Raw genomic sequence first — 16,499 nt, 5'->3', positions numbered from 1 at the left:
TGTCCGCTCAGATCAGGAAGTACTTGATCACGAAGATGACAGCCAGTACATACATCAGTACGGATGTCTCATCTGTCTTCTTGCTAAGCAGGTGCAGAATGACCCAGGAGATGACACCGAAGGAAATACCTTCAGAGATGCTGTACGCAAAGGCCATCATGGTGATGCAGATGAAGCACGGGATTGCATCAACCAGATCACTCCAGTCAATCTTGGATACCTGCTGCATCATCAGGAAGCCGACAACGATCAGAGCCGGTGCTGTTGCAAAGGACGGGACGGTCAGGAACAGCGGGCTCAGGAAGAGTGCCAGCAGGAAGAGAACACCGGTTGTAACGGATGTCAGCCCTGTACGGCCGCCTTCGGCAATACCGGAGGAAGATTCAACGAATGTTGTGATGGTAGAAGTACCGCAGCAGGCACCAACAACTGTACCAACGGCATCTGCCAGCAGAACGCCCTTGATGCCAGGCAGCTTGCCGTTTTCATCGAGCATGCCGCTCTTGGAAGCACAGCCGATGACAGTTCCCAGCGTATCGAATACATCGACAAACAGGAAGGAGAACATCATAACAAAGAAATCCATCGGATGTTCGGCAATGAAGGCAAAGTCAAACTTGAACATTGTCGGTGCCATGGAAGCTGGTGCGGAAACAATTGCAGTCGGCAGAACAGAATAGAAACCAGCATCCGGATTCGGCTTGTACAGACCGCACAGCTGGCAGATGATGCCAAGCAGCCATGTGACAAGAATGCCCCAGAGCATATAGCCTTTGACGTTCTTCTTCAGCAGATAGAAGATCAGGATTGTGCCGATCAGCATCAGCAGAATCGTGATGCCTTCGCTGGAGAAGGTACCATCAGCCAGTGCACTCTTGAAAGAGAACAGACCGACCAGTGTGGAATCATTGTTTACAATGACATGTGCATTCTGCAGGCCGATGAACGTGATGAACATACCGATACCAACAGAGACAGCGACCTTCAGCGGACCAGGGATGGCATTGAAGATTGCCTCACGGATGTTCGTCAGTGACAGGATGATGAAGATGATGCCTTCAATCAATACTGCTGTTAATGCAGCCTGCCAGGAATAGCCCATTGTGCCGCAGATGGTGTACGCAAAGTAAGCATTCAGGCCAAGGCCGGCAGACAGTGCAAACGGCTTGTTGGAGAATGCTGCCATGCAGAAGCAGGCAATGGCAGATGCGACTGCTGTAGCAGTCAGAACAGAACCGGCATCCATGCCTGAAGCACTCAGAATGGTTGGATTGAGTGCCAGGATGTAAACCATCGTCATGAAGGTTGTAAGACCAGCAATGAGTTCTGTACGGACTGTTGTGTTGTTCTCACGGAGTTTGAAGATTTTTTCTAGCATATAGCCCCTCTTTCCTTGCCCGACATACCGTGAAAAACAAAAAAGCTGCGCTATTATCCCCATAACGCAGCTCATGTTTCTTGTGAACATCGTAGTCCGGCTGTTATGGCAGCCAGGTAGAAACACTTTCGCCAATCCGAAAGCATATACGATATGCAGGACACAAGTATTATAGCATTCATGCCACTGTTCACAAGAAAATCACATCTTCATTTTCAGAAAAGTACTGCATTAATGTAGGCGTTTTGTAACAAATACCACGGCAAGCACTGCACATGCCCCTGCCATCAGGATCCGCCATGCCGTATGGGAAGAAATGCCTGTGGTCACCGGAATACGTGGTTCCAAGGCATCTGTCATGACAATCACCTGTGGATTCTCCTTTGTTCCCATTACTACAAACGGAATATCCTGTGCTTTCAGATATCCCTTTGGTGCTTCCAGTTCCCGCAGCACATACTTCTTTTCCGTGCTTACATAGGATGTCAGATCGAATGCGTTGTGCACGTCAGTTTCAAAACGGACAGCTTCTTTTTCACTGCCATCATCATCAATTTCCATCACTGCCAGTTTTGCCCCAGCAAGCAGATTTCCATTCTCATCGCATTTACGGATTTCAACTGGTGCCATTGCATCTACCATCTGCAGACAGATTGGCTCACCCGTACCTTCCGTTTCAACATGGAACAAAAGGTCAGATGCGCGGTACACACCATTGATGATCTTCTCTTCATGAATCCGGTAATCTTTGTCAGCCTGCAGTGCGGTCTGGATCCGGTGGTTCTCATTTGCCGTTTGCCAGCTTTCCAGCAGTTCTCCTGTTTCCTGTTCATACAATTGCAGCACAGCGCCAATGACCGGTCTGCCTTCATCATCAATCTTTTCAACGTCATACCGGATCTTTGCATTGACGATCTCCAGATGCAGATCTTTGTCTTTTTCAACCGTAAACACTTTTTCTTTGATGCCATAGTATCCGTTCAGGCCTGCTGTTTCCTTCAGCGTATAGGTTTTGCCAACGATAAGATTGGAAAGTTTTTGCTCTGTGCCATCCGAGATGAATGTATCAACGACATTGCCTTCTTCATCCATGATTTCAAAAGTGACGCCAGACAAAGGACTGCCTTCATCATCGATCTTCTCAATCGTTGTCTCTACATCCTTCATGGAAAGATGCAGATTCTCTTTGCAAGGCGTAAAAGGAATGTCATTTGCCTTTGCATATCCTGCCGGGGCCAGATTTTCATGCAGAATATACTCTTTTCCTTCTTCCAGGTTGATGATGGCATGGGAAGAGCCGTCACTGATCCATGCATCAACTGTTTTTCCTGTATCTTTTTCAATGACGCTCATATGGGCATCTTTGACTTCCTGGCCGCCGAGATCTTCCTTGGAGATTGTCACCTGTGTGTTTTTGACCGCAAGCCGATGACGGCCTGGCGTACCTGGCTGGCTGACATCAAATTCTTTCAGGCGGACATAGCCTTCTGGTGCTTCCAGCTCATACAGGATGTAGGTTTCCTGAGGATCAAGACCGGTGATGACAAAGGGATCCCTGCCCGATACCCATGCAGCAACCTCCTGATGATCTGATGCCCGCCGCAGTGACAGTTTTGCTCCAGTTAAGACCTGGCCATTCATATCTTCTTTGACAATTTCCAGATATGTCAGCTGATTGGTTACCTGGAGCTGCACATCATAGATCTCTGTGGTTTCATCCGTCTGTGAAATGACAATGGGAAATGACTTCTTCTCCAGCAGAATGCCTGCCGGTGCTTCCAGTTCCTTCAGATCGTAGCTGCCCAGCGGGATCTGATCCAGAAGGTATGTGCCATCACTGTTCAGATAGAACGAAGAGAACAGTTCGCCCTTGTGCAGCAGGATACTGCCATCTGCCGGATCAATGATCGTATCTGCAGCGTACATGCCGAATCTGACTTTGGAAAGATCCTGCGGCTTGACAAGAGATACATCCGACTTGATCTCTTCGATTTTCTTCCGCAGATGCAGACGACCATAGACCGGTTGATTGACAATCTCTCTGCGTACAATCTGGGTTCCATCCTCTTTGATTTCACTGATGCCGGATGCTTTGACTTCAATGCGCAGCGGGCTGGTTTTCACAAAACCTGCCGGTGTTTCCACTTCCTCAATCAGATAGATGCCTGCTTTGACTTTCAGTGGCGTCGTGACTGTGCCCTTTTCTTCATAACTTGCATAGATGGTACCGGTTGGCAGAAACAGCTGCGATGATGCTGTTCGGAATGTATCCACATTGCGCAGGCCGACTTTCTGGGTCACATAGACATTCATAGGTTTGCCGGAGCCATCCTGGATCTGCTTGATCTTGAAGGCAGCCGAACGGTACGTGATATACCTGCCGGTTTTCCCATCTGTCTTGATCAATTGCAGGGCATATTCCTTTTCATCATTGGTAAAGGATACATGCTGAATCGGATTGTTCTGGGTGCCGGAAATACGGAATTCATACACATCCCGGCAGATTTCTGCTTCCTGATCCACGGCATGAATCTGTGCGGCAAGATAGGTGCCATAGGCAAGGTCCTTTGAAGCGGCACGGCCGTCTTTACCTGTTGTCATGATGTCATATTCCATCGCTGCAAACTGATCCTTGTGCTGGATCGCTTCTGACACTGAACCATACTGCTCGACATACTTTTTCAGCACGACTGCAAAGACGGCGCCTTCTTCCGGTTTGTCATCAATCTCAGAACCCGGTTTCTTATTGTAATGCTTATAGATGCCAAGTTTTCCAGATACCGGATTCTCTTTGGCCTGGGCATCAATGGACCGACGATTGCCAACTTTCACCGTCTTGGAAAGAGAAAGCATGATCTTTTCTTGGGAAAGCAGATATCCTTCCGGTGCTTTTGCCTCAATGGCATAGTAGTCACGGTCAAACGGCAGACCGCGGATGATGTTGGATGAGCCATCCGCTTTGATTACAAACTGATTGGTACCAGTAATGCGTGCATCAATTTTCTGATTGGTCTTTGCATCATACACATCATAGATGGCTCCGGCAAGGGTGGCATCTCCCTGTGCCCTGCCGGCAATGGCATCCACCTTATGAATCTGGATGGATGTGTCTGCTGTATTTGTCAGCACTTTGTGCACAGGATGATCAATCCGCTCCAAAGCACTGCCCAGTTCAATCCTGGCACCATTGTCGCCAAGATAGCCATCCGGTGCCCTGGTTTCCATAGCGTAGAAGCTTGTATAGGATGGGTGGTAATACAGTTCAAATGAACAGTTTCCATTTTCATCAGTCAGCGCTCTTGCCGGCTGACCATTTGTCATGGTGGCAACCGTGCCATTTTCATGGAACAGTGTGAACTCTGCCCCGGCAAGCTTGACAGATGAATCATAGCGGTCCTGTTTGGAAAAGGAAACACGGATCCGCTTTGGCTGATTGGCAACGGGAATCACAATTTCTTTGTCACAAGCAGCTGTAAAAGTGACCGGTGGTGCACTCTGATAGCCTTGCGGCGCACTGGTCTCCACAAGTGTATATCTGTTCCCTTCTTCCAGATTTTCCACCCAGTGGTCACTGCCATCGGAAGTCCATCTGTCTGCCACACTGCCATCTTGCCTGCGCACTTCAAAGACAGCCCCAATCAACGGCTCACCGGTCACAGCATCCGTTTTCACAACTTTCAAACGGCCGTCTTTCATCTGGCAGGATGCTGTCTGACCAGCATTGACCACAACCGTAACAGGCTTTGCCTTGATGTAGCCTCTGGGTACTTCCAGCTCACGCAGTTCATATGTCCCGGGTGCGGTTTTGACAACATGCACACTGCCATCGCTGATCCATTCTTCTATCAGGCGATCTTTCTGAAACAGACCAAGTCTTGCCCCGGCAACACCGGCACCAGAAGGATCTTTTTTCACAACTTCTGCACTTCCTTCCGGCATGGTCAGCTCAATCTCGCCGCCATACTGCACGGTACGGCCAACGGTCTGATAGTTTACGGTGACACCATTGTTGTATCCGGTAAGCGGACGGCCGCGCGGAGAGAGCAGCGGATCCGTGTACATGGAGATGGCAATGGTACCGGTGCTGCGGTCCAGTCGGGTAATCTCGGCATGGTAGGTGTGATAGACTGGTGCATACATGCCATAGACGGAAATATCTTTAGTTGGTCCAATGCCGCCGGGATTCAGACAGTGCAGCATGATTTCGCCGTTTGTAAACAGATGAGAAATCTCTGCCAGGCCGCCATCAAGCCAGCTGACATGGAAGCGGTTGGCATAGATATCTTCATTGGACAGTGTGAGTCTGCCGGTGAAGGTATCACCCTGCTTTGCATTGGCAAACGATGATGGTGCTAATGCTCTTGCCAGTCTTCTTCGCCTGGGCAAAGTGCCATAGTGAAATGCCTGCGATTGTTCTTTGGTGGCAAAGCTAAGCTGCATCATCTTTGTATGTCCAAAGACAACAGATGCCTCTTCACTGACAGCCATGCCATCACCAATGGTCTTTGTACTGCCATCGCTATTGAACATGCCCCACATGGCAGTCACAAGACCTTCATCTCCCTCAGCATAAATTGTGATTTCCTCATCCATGGCACCGGCAATTTCAGTATCCAGCGGCACTTCGTCCGAAACAGAAAGAACTTCTTCAGAGCCATCACTTCTGACAATGCGGATCGTACCGATGCCATCCGCACGGATGAGCATATGTTCGTTCTGTTCTAGTGTCTGTTCCTGACTTTGCTCAGCTGGAAAAGAGCTGATGGGATCAGGACTCTCCTCTGCCTGGATGGGTGCCATCCCACTGCCCAGCAGCAGGAATGCACCAAGCATTTTCAGCATTCCCTTACACTTCTTGTGCATACTTCCCTCCTTTTTCCTACAACAAGAAAAGGAACCGGTATTTCTCCGATTCCTCATGTCTACATCATACGTATTCCAAAAGAGATTTCAATCGTCACTGTCCGCCAGTACCGCCAGATCACATGGGTGCAGACCATGTAGATCCAGCTTGAACAGCTGACTGGCTGTTTTGGCAAGGAAGGAGCGGTCATGAGAGACCATGATGACCGTGCCGGGAAAGGATGCCACTGTGGAGGCAATCACAGGTGCTGAAAGCGGCGAAAAGTTCCGGGTAGGCTCATCCAGCAGAAGGACATTGTCATGTTCCAGCTGCATCTTCAGCAGAAGGATTTTACCCTTCTGGCCGCCGCTGAGAGTACGAATCGGACGTTCCATCTCTTCACTTGTATACCGTATCGCTCCAAGCATCTGCCGGGCATGTGTCACTTCCTCTTTTTTGCCAGAAGGACACAAAAAGGAAATGGCAGTGTCGTCTTCGTTTAAAACCTCATCATAGTTCTGCGGCATCCAGCCAATCCGCAGACGGTGATCTGCTTTCAACTGAGTATAAATCTCTTTCATCAGGGTTGTCTTGCCGCAGCCATTGCGGCCAATGATGGCAAGGTGAGCAGGACCGCGCACTGTCAAAGAGATATCCTGAGCCAGCACATGTCCATCAATGCATAATTGGGAAAGATGCAGATCCAGTACCATGCGGCCATTGGGAATGGCAGTGTCTGCAGGAAAACAGAACAGAATTGCCTCTTCTGTTTCCACCTTCTGATGCATATTCTCTTTTACCTGATCCAGCCGTTTTCCCTGTGCCTTGATACTGTGCATCTTCTTTTTCAGCAATTGACCGGTATGGGGATCCTGGCGAGACACATTGCGCAGATCATGTTCCACCTGCTGGCGGACCCGCTGGTACTTCTCCATCTTTTTTGTATAGTTCTTCTGATCACTGACAGCCAGAGCATCCTGATGATGCAGATTCAATGCACGCTGCTGCAGATAGTCTTCATAACCGCATCCTGCCACGGTGATCCGTGCTGTCTGCTTTGCCTTTAACAGTTCCATATGCACGATCTTGTTGGCCGTATGGCGCAACAGAACCTCATCATGCGATACATACACAATGATACGATCCGGACAGGAAACCAGAAATTTCTGCAGCCAGTTTAATGTTTCAAGGTCCAAATCATTGGAAGGCTCATCCAGCAGTAATAACTGTGCTTTTGAAAATAAGAGCCGGCTCATGCGGATCTTGATACTTTCGCCACCGGATAAGCTATCCATCATCTGATCAGAATAGAACATCTCTACCGGCAGATTCACACTGGATGCAACAGAGGCAATCTCATCAGAAGCTGCATAGCAGAACAGGGGTTCCTCACACAGATATTCATACACAGTGCCAGGATCATGTTCTCGAATCTGGGTCAGATATCCTTTCTTTAACGAGCAGGAAAAAGATCCTGATACATCCGCATAATCCTTCACAAGCGAAGGATCATACATCCATTTCAGCAGCGTTGATTTGCCATTGCCCTCCTCACCAATCAGGGCACATACATCACCCTCATTCAGGGTAAGAGAAAAGTCAGTGACCAGACTGCGCAGATCACTGCGGCATATAATTGTAAGATGATTGATTTGTAACATGCACACTCCGTTCTACTCCCACAATAAGCTGAAAACACAGCAGATTACGCGGGCAAATGCCAGGAGTCAATTCATTTACCAGCAGAACTTAATTGCGCATGCCTATCACTTCCTGATTGCTCAGGCCTTTCTACGGGCGAAGATTATACCATACCAAAAGAACCGTGTCAAATTTCCGATTCTGCGGATCCATGTCACACTGTTTACAATCCAATGATGAAACTGGCTGGCATCTTCGGTATCTTGCTCAATGAAGACGAATGAAACATGATTGAGGTCAGCAGGGCTTGCCAGCAATACATCGGTTCCGATCAGAATAAATTGCGCGCAGGCGTGGAAGTAACGAAAATCAGACATCTGATCCAGGGCGAAATCCCGGACGGATGCCTTTTTTGATGCGTGTTTTGTGCTGACAATCTATTTAAACAAAAAGCAAAAAAAACCAAAACGCAAAAAAAGAGAAACAAAAAAAGTCAAAATTTTTCGGCAAAATATAGAAAATAATAGCAAATTTTCCAAAATCCGCCTGTAGCACGTTCACACCAAAACAGCTGAAAAAGACTTTATTTAAGCCTTTTTTGCAAAATAAAAATTCCTGAGCAATAACTCAGGAATCTTCAGGCTGGGATAGAGAGATTCGAACTCCCGAAATGACTGGTTCAGAGCCAGTTGCCTTACCGCTTGGCTATATCCCAACAGCAGATATTATTGTACCATCGGTTTTCGAAAATGCAATGCTGTATTTTACATTCTCACAAAAATCTAGGCAGACCGTCACTGATACATAAAGAAAGGAAGATACTGCATACAAGCATCTTCCCCAGTTCCATCATTGCAGAAATCATTCTCTGTCATCTATAGTTTCTTTTTTTCTTTGTCTTCCTATGCGGCTTAAGTTCCTGTGCTGCCCATAGATAATAGGAGATGATCCCTTCTGACTGCCATAAGAACGATGATTCATCATATATGGTGATCAATTCTGATATAGTGCCAGGTTCATATCCCCACGACATTTCATCCGTACGGTAATCATCAAGCTTCTGGTCTGTGATTGCTTTGAAGAAGCGGCGGGTATCTTTGTTTCTGTGCTGCAGTTCTCTCAGTGTTTCTTCTGCTTTGACAAAATTGCCAAGGCGGAAATACAGAGCTGACAGTGCTAACAGCATCCCGCTGTCGGGACCATACTCACTGAATTTTCCAATCAGTTCTTCTGCCGGTTTTTGATCCAATGTTGTGGCATACAAACTCATCAGGGCCAGACGTACACCGGTATTGTCATTGTTATTGAGCCTGATGATTTCTTCACCGGTTGCCTCTGCCAGCTTATACATACCGCAGGAGATTTCCAGCTCCATCCGCATATTCAAAGCACGGATATAAGGACGTGTTTCCAGAACCATCCAGAACTCACCTGCATCCTTGTCCAGATAGCCATGCTGTTTCATCAGCTTTTCGCCATGATCACAGACTTTACGCATGGCAAGAAGATTATCGAGAACATCTTCGTGATCTGTATTGAATGCAATCATTGTTTCGGCATCCAGATTGTCCGGATCCAGTGAAAGCGCATTGCGCGCATACCGGATCGCATCATCTTTATCATCCGTCTCTTCCGCAAGCTCCATCCAGTCATCACTTGTTTGGGCTGTATCTTCATTCAAGCCTGGCTGAACGTGAATGGATGCGTTGTAATTCATGATGAACTGATCTGCCATGCGCCTGAAATCCTCATCCGTTTCAGCACCGCCGTTTTTCTCAATATACCCGAAGAGTTCTTTCATGATCTTTTCTGTGTCTCTGCTCATAGATATCCTTTCCGGCATTGATATGCCTCTTAATTATGATATGCATTTTGGAAATTACATAATGAATCCAACGCTGTACTGATATCAGGATTCTAACAAGTTTGTCAGGAACACGCAAGCTACGCAGTGTCTTTGTGATTGTATCTATGCCTGTTTGCGGTAAAATACGTGTTGGTAAAGGAGTATAAAAATGACAGTTAGAACGAGATTTGCGCCGTCCCCTACCGGGTACATGCACATTGGCAACCTGCGGACTGCGCTTTATGCATATCTTGTTGCACGCAAGGATCCGAATGGTGTCTTCATTCTGCGTATTGAGGATACGGATCAGGGCAGACTTGTGGAAGGCGCAACGGATATTATTTATGAGACATTGAAGCAGTGCCATCTGGATCATGATGAGGGACCGGATGTCGGCGGTCCGGTTGGTCCGTATGTACAGTCTGAGCGTGTCAAGAGCGGTCTGTACATGAAGTATGCAAAGGAACTGATCCGCCTGGGCGGTGCACATTATTGTTTCTGTGATGAGGACATGATCAATGCCCAGAGAGAGCTGCAGGAAGCACGCGGTGAGTCCTTCAAGTATGATGATCCGTGCAAGAAGCTGACCGTTGAAGAAGCAGAGAAGCGGATTGCGGCTGGTGAGCCTTTCACCATTCGTCAGACCATTCCGGAAACAGGCACAACATCCTTTGATGATGAAGTGTTCGGCCGCATCACAGTTGACAATGAGACACTGGATGAGCAGATTCTGATCAAGAGTGATGGCTTCCCTACCTATAATTTTGCCAACGTTGTCGATGACCATCTGATGGGTATTACAGATGTTGTCAGAGGTATGGAGTATCTGTCTTCGACGCCGAAGTACAATCTGATTTACAATGCCTTCGGCTGGGATATTCCCCGCTATATTCACTGCCCGCCGGTTATGAAGGATGAGCATCATAAGCTTTCCAAGCGTAATGGTGATGCGTCCTTCCAGGATCTGGTTGCCAAGGGATATCTGCCTGAGGCAATTCTGAACTATATTGCCCTGCTTGGCTGGTCGCCAGAGGATGACCGTGAAATCTTCACACTGGATGAGCTTGCCAAAGCATTCAATGTGAAGCGTATTGGTAAGGTTGGCGCCATCTTTGATCCGGAAAAGCTGAAGTGGATCAATGGCATGTGGCTGCGCAATATGGATCTGGACAGCTATTACAAGCTGGTCAAGCCGTATATTGAACAGGGTGTCAAGGGTAACTTTGACGGTAAGAAAATTGCGGCAATTCTGCAGCAGCGTGCCAACACACTGACTGAGATTCCGGAGATGGTCGATTTCTTTGATGTCTTCCCTTCCTTCAGTACAGATCTGTATGTGAACAAGAAGATGAAGACAACACTGCCGGTATCTCTGACTTCTCTGAAAGCCGCAAAAGAGGCTCTGGAGAAGATTGATGAGAAAGACTGGACACAGGATCATCTGCACGAAGTACTGCTTGCATTGCCAAAGCAGATGGGTCTGAAGAATGGACAGGTGCTGTTCCCGCTGCGTCTTGCCATTTCAGGCAAACAGTTTACTCCTGGCGGTGCGATTGAAATTGCCGAGATTCTTGGTAAGAAAGAAACGCTGCGCCGTCTGGATCTTTCCATTGCACAGTTGGAAAAGGAAACGGCTGAACAGGCTTAATGAGTTAGTAAAACTGGCTGAAAAGCGAGGCTGCTGACAAAGTGGGGTTGTAAACGGAATTTTGGATGAAAATCCTGACCGGTTTTGATACTGGCCGGGATTTTCTTCTTTTCAATGGAATATCGTGCGGTCATAAAGGATTATTCCTTATCTGGTGCTCCCTTAACGCTGGTTTCCAGTGTTTTTATCCTCTTCAGGTTCACAAGAAAAATCGATACTGCTGCCTGTATCGTCATTCCGCTCATTCCGCACGCATGGGCATTTCCATAATCGAGGGTCTGCTTCAGTTCCGCATTCTTAGCCTCGATCTTGTATCGCTCAGCATATAGTTCTCTGAATTCATCTGATTTCATGTAATCCATCTGAGCAATATGCGTATCTGATTTGATCTTTACCGAGTAGATTTTAGACTTCGCACCTTCCTTGTAACAGCCGTTTCGCAAAGGACAGTTTCTGCATTTCTCTACATCGAAGAAATAGGTAACTACTTTTGTATCAGAACCATTCGCTGCTTTCTCCTGACCGCCTTTGCTTTTTCTGACTGCCATATGTCCTGCCGGGCATACATACATCCCGGCATCCTTGTTGAACTCAAACTCTTTCTCCCGGCTTCCATGCAGAACATTCTCACTCAGCTTTGATGCCAGCTTAATTCCTTTTTCTGAGGTGTATTCAATATTGTCTTTCTCGGAATATGCGCCATCACCAATCAGAGCGTCTACGGTTACTCCTGCGTTTTCTGCTTTCTCAATCAGATCTGCCGCCTGCTTTCCGTCATGTTTCTCTCCGGTTGTCACTGCTGCACTCACAATGACTCTGTCCGTGGTCATGGCAATATGCGTCTTATACCCGAAGAAGGAAGTGTCTGCAGTCTTATGTCCCACTTTCGCATCCGGATCTCTGGAAAATTCCAGCTGTTCTCTCGTGTCTTCAACTCCTTCTTTCAGGTAATTGAGACGTTCCTGGATATCCGGTATCTTCTGAAGCCGCTCATCTGAAGCGATCAGATCCAGCAGTTCCTTGCAGTATTCGATTTCATCCTCCAGAAGACCGCTGCTTTCCCGCTTCTTCGGCATTCTGTCCTTCATGGTTTCATCCGCTGCATATACAGACTTTCTCAGTTCCTTTGCCCGCCTGATCAGTTCCTCACGCGGAGAAATATGCTGGTAGAGTGCATTGGTATGAGTGGAATCAACGATGATCTTTTCGTGATCGTGAATAATTCCTTTCTTCTTCCCGATTTCAACAGTCTTGCCAATCAGCACATTCAGCAGATCGGTATCCTTGAGTCTGGTTCTGCGAAATTTGGTAAGCAGGCTCGGATCAATGAATTCAGTTTCTTCAGGCCTGTAGCCCAGAAAGTATTTCATTTCCATGTCATATCGGACTCTTTCAATCAGATCACGATCACTGAGTTTGCGTGCGGTCTTAAGAAGCAGATATTTGAACAGCAGTACCGGATCAGCTGCAGTTCTGCCCATACAGTCGCTGTAGTTGTTCTGAACTTCTTTAGCAACAAAAGAGAAGTCAATCGTTTCGTTCATCTGACGCCAGAAGTTATCTCCAGGGATCAGAATATCATAGAGCTCGTTATAAGAGCCAAGATCCAACTGGGGCATATCAATCATTCTGAGCATAAAGACACCTCCGGAGTATAGACACATTGTATACCATGCATGCATGTATTTCAACCAAAATGTGAAGAAAAAGCGCATAATCATTGATTAGGATTACGCGCTTATCATTTTGGATTGAATGTCTGTGTCCAAGCAGCTCATAGGTTAATGAGTGATGCATAATCGGCTATTTGATAACCGCACTTTTTCAGCACCCTCTGAAAAGCCGGTTTTTTTGCTTATGCATAATAACAGAGAATACAAAAAAAGATTCCTTGCGGAATCTATTCAGTGACGAGTACGGGATTCGGACCCGTGAAATGCCGCCTTGAGAGGGCGGTGTGTTAAGCCGCTTCACCAACTCGCCATACGAGGTTTCCCTCGTGCCTGCCTATATTACTACAGACAGAAATTGAAAGCAATCTTTTTTTTATGCGTTCAGCGCATTTTTGGATGCGTCAACCAGATCCTTGAATCCCTTCTCATCATGAATGGCGATCTCGGACAGCATCTTTCTGTTGATGTTGATGTTGGCCAGCTTCAGACCATGCATGAACTTGCTGTAGGACAGATCATAAGGACGGACAGCTGCGTTGATTCTGGCAATCCAGAGCTTGCGCATGTCTCTCTTCGTCTGCTTTCTGCCAGCAAATGCATAACGCTGGGAACGCATGACCTGCTCATTGGCTGTTCTGTAGAGCAGATGCTTGCTGCCAAAATAACCCTTGGCAAGCTTTAAAACCTTCTTACGTCTATTACGTGTAGGTGTTGATCCTTTAACTCTCATCTTTACCTATCCTCCAATTAACCCTGCAGCAGCTGCTTGTCACGCTTGAAATCTGTCTTATTTGCAGTTGTACGCTTTCTCAGATGCATCTTCTGCTTGTGAGTCTTGTTAGCTGCAAAATGCGAAATGTAGTTGTGGCTTGTAGCGAGCTTGCCGCTGCCGGTAATCTTAGAACGCTTTGCGAAGGTCTTCTTTGTCTTCATTCTGATCTTCTTGGGCTTTCTTGCTTTTGCTTTCATAGTGACTTCTCCTTTTCCTTATTTCTTCTTTGGTGCAAACACAACAGACATTGTGTTGCCTTCCATGCTGGGGGCTTTCTCAACGTTTGCAATATCAGAAATACCGTCCATGAACTTATGCATAATTTCACGGCCGACTTCCTGACGGGTAATCATTCTTCCTCTGAACTTCATATCGATACGGACTTTCTGTCCATCTTCGATCCAGGCCCTGGAACGTTCCAGCTTGGTATCAAAATCATGCTGGTCAATTACCGGTGAGACACGCAGTGCCTTCACTTCCGTAACATGCTGATTCTTCTTCGCTTCTCTGGCTTTCTTCTGTGCTTCAAAGTGATACTTGCCATAGTCGAGGATCTTGCAGACCGGGACTTTGGCATTCGGTGCAACACAAAGAAGATCCAGATTCATGTCATATGCTTTATCGAGTGCCTCGCGACGCGTCATTGTGCCGAGCTGTTCACCATCCGGTCCAATGACGAGAACTTCCCGGAAACGAATTGCTTCGTTAACCAGGTCTTCCGGTCCTTTTTTACCGTTACTGTTACTTCTTCTGTACTTTGCCAAGCAAACCTCCTCATATAACTGAAAAACAGGTACGGATACACGCACCTGCCTTGGATTCCTAAATCGTTTCTTCGGCATTTCTACCCAGATCCCATGGGATACTCGGGTGAGAAGCGGTGCTTCTTCTTTCCGTCTTTCAGATTACCTGTCTATTAAACCTGTTAACTGCCTCTTTGTCAAGTTAAATCTCGAATCCTGTGACATTCACAGTGACATCTGATGCCTTATACCCGGTCATAAACAGAATATTCTCATAGATCTTATTCTGCAGCAGTTCTGCCGTGGCATTCACATTGGCACCATACTTCACCTTAATATCCGCCGTGACCAGCAGCTCACCCTTATCAATTCTGACAGATACAGGCTTGGAGAAACGTGTCTCCTTTACTGCCACAGCGTTTTCAATATCACCAATGCTGATCTCAGCAATCGACTCAAAGACCGATTTATTGATGGCAATCATTCCATTCTCATTTTTCTTGTCAAGAATTACATAATCCTGCGCCATATTACTGCTCCTTTTTCTGTTGTTTATTATAGCATCTTCCCAGCAGGCACCTATTGGAAAATAATGCCGATCTGATGCAAAAGTGTTGTCCGCACTGCTTTCTCACTGGTCGCAAAGCTTTGATAATCCGGATATTTCTCTTCACAGAAGCTCACAAACTTCCGGAAGATTTCCATGACTTTGTGCAGATTGTCCTCATGCACAATGTCTACCTTACCGCAGCTGATCAGTCCTTCCGCAAGTACAGAAAGAAGCACATCATGGGTCTGCTGTCTTTCTCTGTCTCGATAGTTAGTGAACGTCGATGCAAACCAGCCCGGCTGTACAAGCAGCCTTTCAATCACATGGACAAAATCATCCATATCCTCAAAGTTATTGCCGGGCTGAATGGAAAACAGCATGGCAAAGAAGATATGCCACTGGAAATCGGTATTGATCACAGACTGCCAGAATGTGCCGAGTTTACTGCAGAAAACATCTTCGCTGACATACGGTTTTTCCAGGAAGATTTCCTGTTTGAAGTCAATTTCTGACTGTGCCAGGTAATTGAGGTGTTCCAGATAGTCCACCATCATCTCACGGTTGTGCGTGCCGTTGACAAAGTCGCGGATATAGATGTACTGCGCAAGAATGGCACTGCACTTTTTAAAATCCGTTGTGAAGCCGACGGACTCAATCATTTTCCGGTTGACCAGTTCGTTGATGCTCTGGGCAGTAAAGACCTTGAAGCCCTTCTCATCCATGCCGATCTGCTTGCGGCTTGATTCATCCGAAATCTCGTTGTACATGATTTCCAGCTGTCTGTCGACAACATCCAGATTATCCCGGATGGCGCCAAGCATGGATTTATTGAAGCGGTCATATACAACAAAATCTGGATTCTTGTAAACAACCTGATGTTCGATATCACTCCAGAAATTGTGCACCATGGACTTGATCTGCAGCTCATAGTTCACCTTTGTGCCATTAAACAGATAATAGCCATCCAGACGATAGATGGTAAAGCCATTGCGCTGGTACTGGGGCTGCGGCATGCGCAGATTCAGCCAGCAGTTTTCATTCTCTTTTGCGTGGGCATAACCGGTTTGCGGCTGATCAAAATGACGGAACAGATGCTGATAGATCTCATTTTCATTGCGGATAAAACGGCACTGTATGGTAATGCCGATCAGATCAGACAGATGGGCAATGGCATCTTCGCCGTCTTTGCACTGCAGATAGAACTGATTGCGGATGAGTTTTTCCTTGAGAGAATCCTCTGCCTTGATGCGGCTCTGCAGAGAGACAACGGCATCTTTGTCATCCTGGCACAGCAGCTTGCAGAACTGCTGCAATTGTCCCATGACATATTCATAGCCTGCTTTGTGCAGGTTGTAATACCGGATGGTATCGTCAATAAAATCAAACAACTTCATTTCCATGTCTG

11 protein-coding genes, 2 tRNA genes and 1 riboswitch are annotated in these 16,499 nt (G+C 46.9%); of the genes, 1 reads left to right on the top strand and 12 read right to left on the bottom strand.

Annotated features, from left to right (window positions below):
• Positions 1–7: 7 nt before the first annotated feature.
• The 5 genes from DHU66_RS09600 to DHU66_RS09575 form a co-directional block, all read right to left on the bottom strand.
• On the bottom strand, positions 8–1,378 hold the full coding sequence (locus DHU66_RS09600; RefSeq protein ID WP_108775738.1) for an NCS2 family permease: 1,371 nt from the start codon (positions 1,376–1,378) through the stop codon (positions 8–10).
• A 72-nt stretch (positions 1,379–1,450) separates the two neighbouring features.
• A riboswitch (purine riboswitch) is annotated at positions 1,451–1,550 on the bottom strand.
• Between the two features lie 59 nt (positions 1,551–1,609).
• A complete protein-coding gene (locus DHU66_RS09595; RefSeq protein WP_108775737.1) occupies positions 1,610–6,241 on the bottom strand; it encodes an MSCRAMM family protein in 4,632 nt (1,543 codons plus the stop codon).
• A gap of 87 nt (positions 6,242–6,328) precedes the next feature.
• Positions 6,329–7,882 carry an ATP-binding cassette domain-containing protein gene (locus tag DHU66_RS09590; RefSeq protein WP_108775736.1) on the bottom strand — a complete coding sequence of 518 codons (1,554 nt, stop codon included), beginning with the start codon at positions 7,880–7,882 and terminating at the stop codon, positions 6,329–6,331.
• A gap of 622 nt (positions 7,883–8,504) precedes the next feature.
• Positions 8,505–8,577 (bottom strand) — tRNA-Gln (locus DHU66_RS09580).
• Positions 8,578–8,733: 156 nt separating this feature from the next.
• On the bottom strand, positions 8,734–9,687 hold the full coding sequence (locus DHU66_RS09575) for a tetratricopeptide repeat protein (protein ID WP_135358357.1): 954 nt from the start codon (positions 9,685–9,687) through the stop codon (positions 8,734–8,736).
• Positions 9,688–9,877: 190 nt separating this feature from the next.
• On the opposite strand from DHU66_RS09575, the gene gltX reads away from it, so the two are divergent.
• Entirely contained in the window at positions 9,878–11,356 is a 1,479-nt protein-coding gene (gene gltX, locus DHU66_RS09570) for a glutamate--tRNA ligase (protein WP_108775733.1), read from the top strand.
• Between the two features lie 140 nt (positions 11,357–11,496).
• Here gltX and DHU66_RS09565 read toward each other — a convergent pair whose 3' ends face one another.
• The 7 genes from DHU66_RS09565 to DHU66_RS09535 form a co-directional block, all read right to left on the bottom strand.
• Positions 11,497–12,984: an IS1182 family transposase gene (locus DHU66_RS09565; RefSeq protein WP_108775921.1), complete on the bottom strand. Its 1,488-nt coding sequence runs from the start codon at positions 12,982–12,984 to the stop codon at positions 11,497–11,499.
• A 280-nt stretch (positions 12,985–13,264) separates the two neighbouring features.
• Positions 13,265–13,339: transfer RNA gene (locus DHU66_RS09560), tRNA-Glu, on the bottom strand.
• A 63-nt stretch (positions 13,340–13,402) separates the two neighbouring features.
• Complete coding sequence (gene rplT / locus DHU66_RS09555) at positions 13,403–13,759, bottom strand: 50S ribosomal protein L20 (RefSeq protein WP_108775732.1); 357 nt, start codon at positions 13,757–13,759, stop codon at positions 13,403–13,405.
• 17 nt (positions 13,760–13,776) lie between these two features.
• Complete coding sequence (locus DHU66_RS09550; protein WP_108775731.1) at positions 13,777–13,998, bottom strand: bL35 family ribosomal protein; 222 nt, start codon at positions 13,996–13,998, stop codon at positions 13,777–13,779.
• Positions 13,999–14,016: 18 nt separating this feature from the next.
• Positions 14,017–14,565: a translation initiation factor IF-3 gene (gene infC / locus DHU66_RS09545; RefSeq protein WP_245309505.1), complete on the bottom strand. Its 549-nt coding sequence runs from the start codon at positions 14,563–14,565 to the stop codon at positions 14,017–14,019.
• 181 nt (positions 14,566–14,746) lie between these two features.
• On the bottom strand, positions 14,747–15,073 hold the full coding sequence (locus DHU66_RS09540; RefSeq protein ID WP_108775729.1) for an Asp23/Gls24 family envelope stress response protein: 327 nt from the start codon (positions 15,071–15,073) through the stop codon (positions 14,747–14,749).
• Positions 15,074–15,123: 50 nt separating this feature from the next.
• Positions 15,124–16,494 carry a nucleotidyltransferase family protein gene (locus DHU66_RS09535; protein ID WP_108775728.1) on the bottom strand — a complete coding sequence of 457 codons (1,371 nt, stop codon included), beginning with the start codon at positions 16,492–16,494 and terminating at the stop codon, positions 15,124–15,126.
• Positions 16,495–16,499: the final 5 nt, after the last annotated feature.

Origin of the sequence: Lactimicrobium massiliense (assembly GCF_900343155.1) — a bacterium.
GTDB classification, from domain to species: Bacteria; Bacillota_I; Bacilli_A; order Erysipelotrichales; family Erysipelotrichaceae; genus Bulleidia; species Bulleidia massiliensis.
The sequence above is the reverse complement of the archived record's forward strand: the minus strand, read 5'-3'. Positions and strand labels throughout refer to the sequence as shown.

Excerpts from the sequence above, each read along its gene's own strand:
- gltX (WP_108775733.1), top strand. The coding sequence starts at position 9,878 with ATGACAGTTAGAACGAGATTTGCGCCGTCCCCTACCGGGTACATGCAC.
- DHU66_RS09540 (WP_108775729.1), bottom strand. The coding sequence starts at position 15,073 with ATGGCGCAGGATTATGTAATTCTTGACAAGAAAAATGAGAATGGAATG.
- rplT (WP_108775732.1), bottom strand. The coding sequence starts at position 13,759 with ATGAGAGTTAAAGGATCAACACCTACACGTAATAGACGTAAGAAGGTT.
- DHU66_RS09590 (WP_108775736.1), bottom strand. The coding sequence starts at position 7,882 with ATGTTACAAATCAATCATCTTACAATTATATGCCGCAGTGATCTGCGC.
- DHU66_RS09600 (WP_108775738.1), bottom strand. The coding sequence starts at position 1,378 with ATGCTAGAAAAAATCTTCAAACTCCGTGAGAACAACACAACAGTCCGT.
- DHU66_RS09575 (WP_135358357.1), bottom strand. The coding sequence starts at position 9,687 with ATGAGCAGAGACACAGAAAAGATCATGAAAGAACTCTTCGGGTATATT.
- DHU66_RS09550 (WP_108775731.1), bottom strand. The coding sequence starts at position 13,998 with ATGAAAGCAAAAGCAAGAAAGCCCAAGAAGATCAGAATGAAGACAAAG.
- DHU66_RS09595 (WP_108775737.1), bottom strand. The coding sequence starts at position 6,241 with ATGCACAAGAAGTGTAAGGGAATGCTGAAAATGCTTGGTGCATTCCTG.
- DHU66_RS09535 (WP_108775728.1), bottom strand. The coding sequence starts at position 16,494 with ATGGAAATGAAGTTGTTTGATTTTATTGACGATACCATCCGGTATTAC.
- DHU66_RS09565 (WP_108775921.1), bottom strand. The coding sequence starts at position 12,984 with ATGATTGATATGCCCCAGTTGGATCTTGGCTCTTATAACGAGCTCTAT.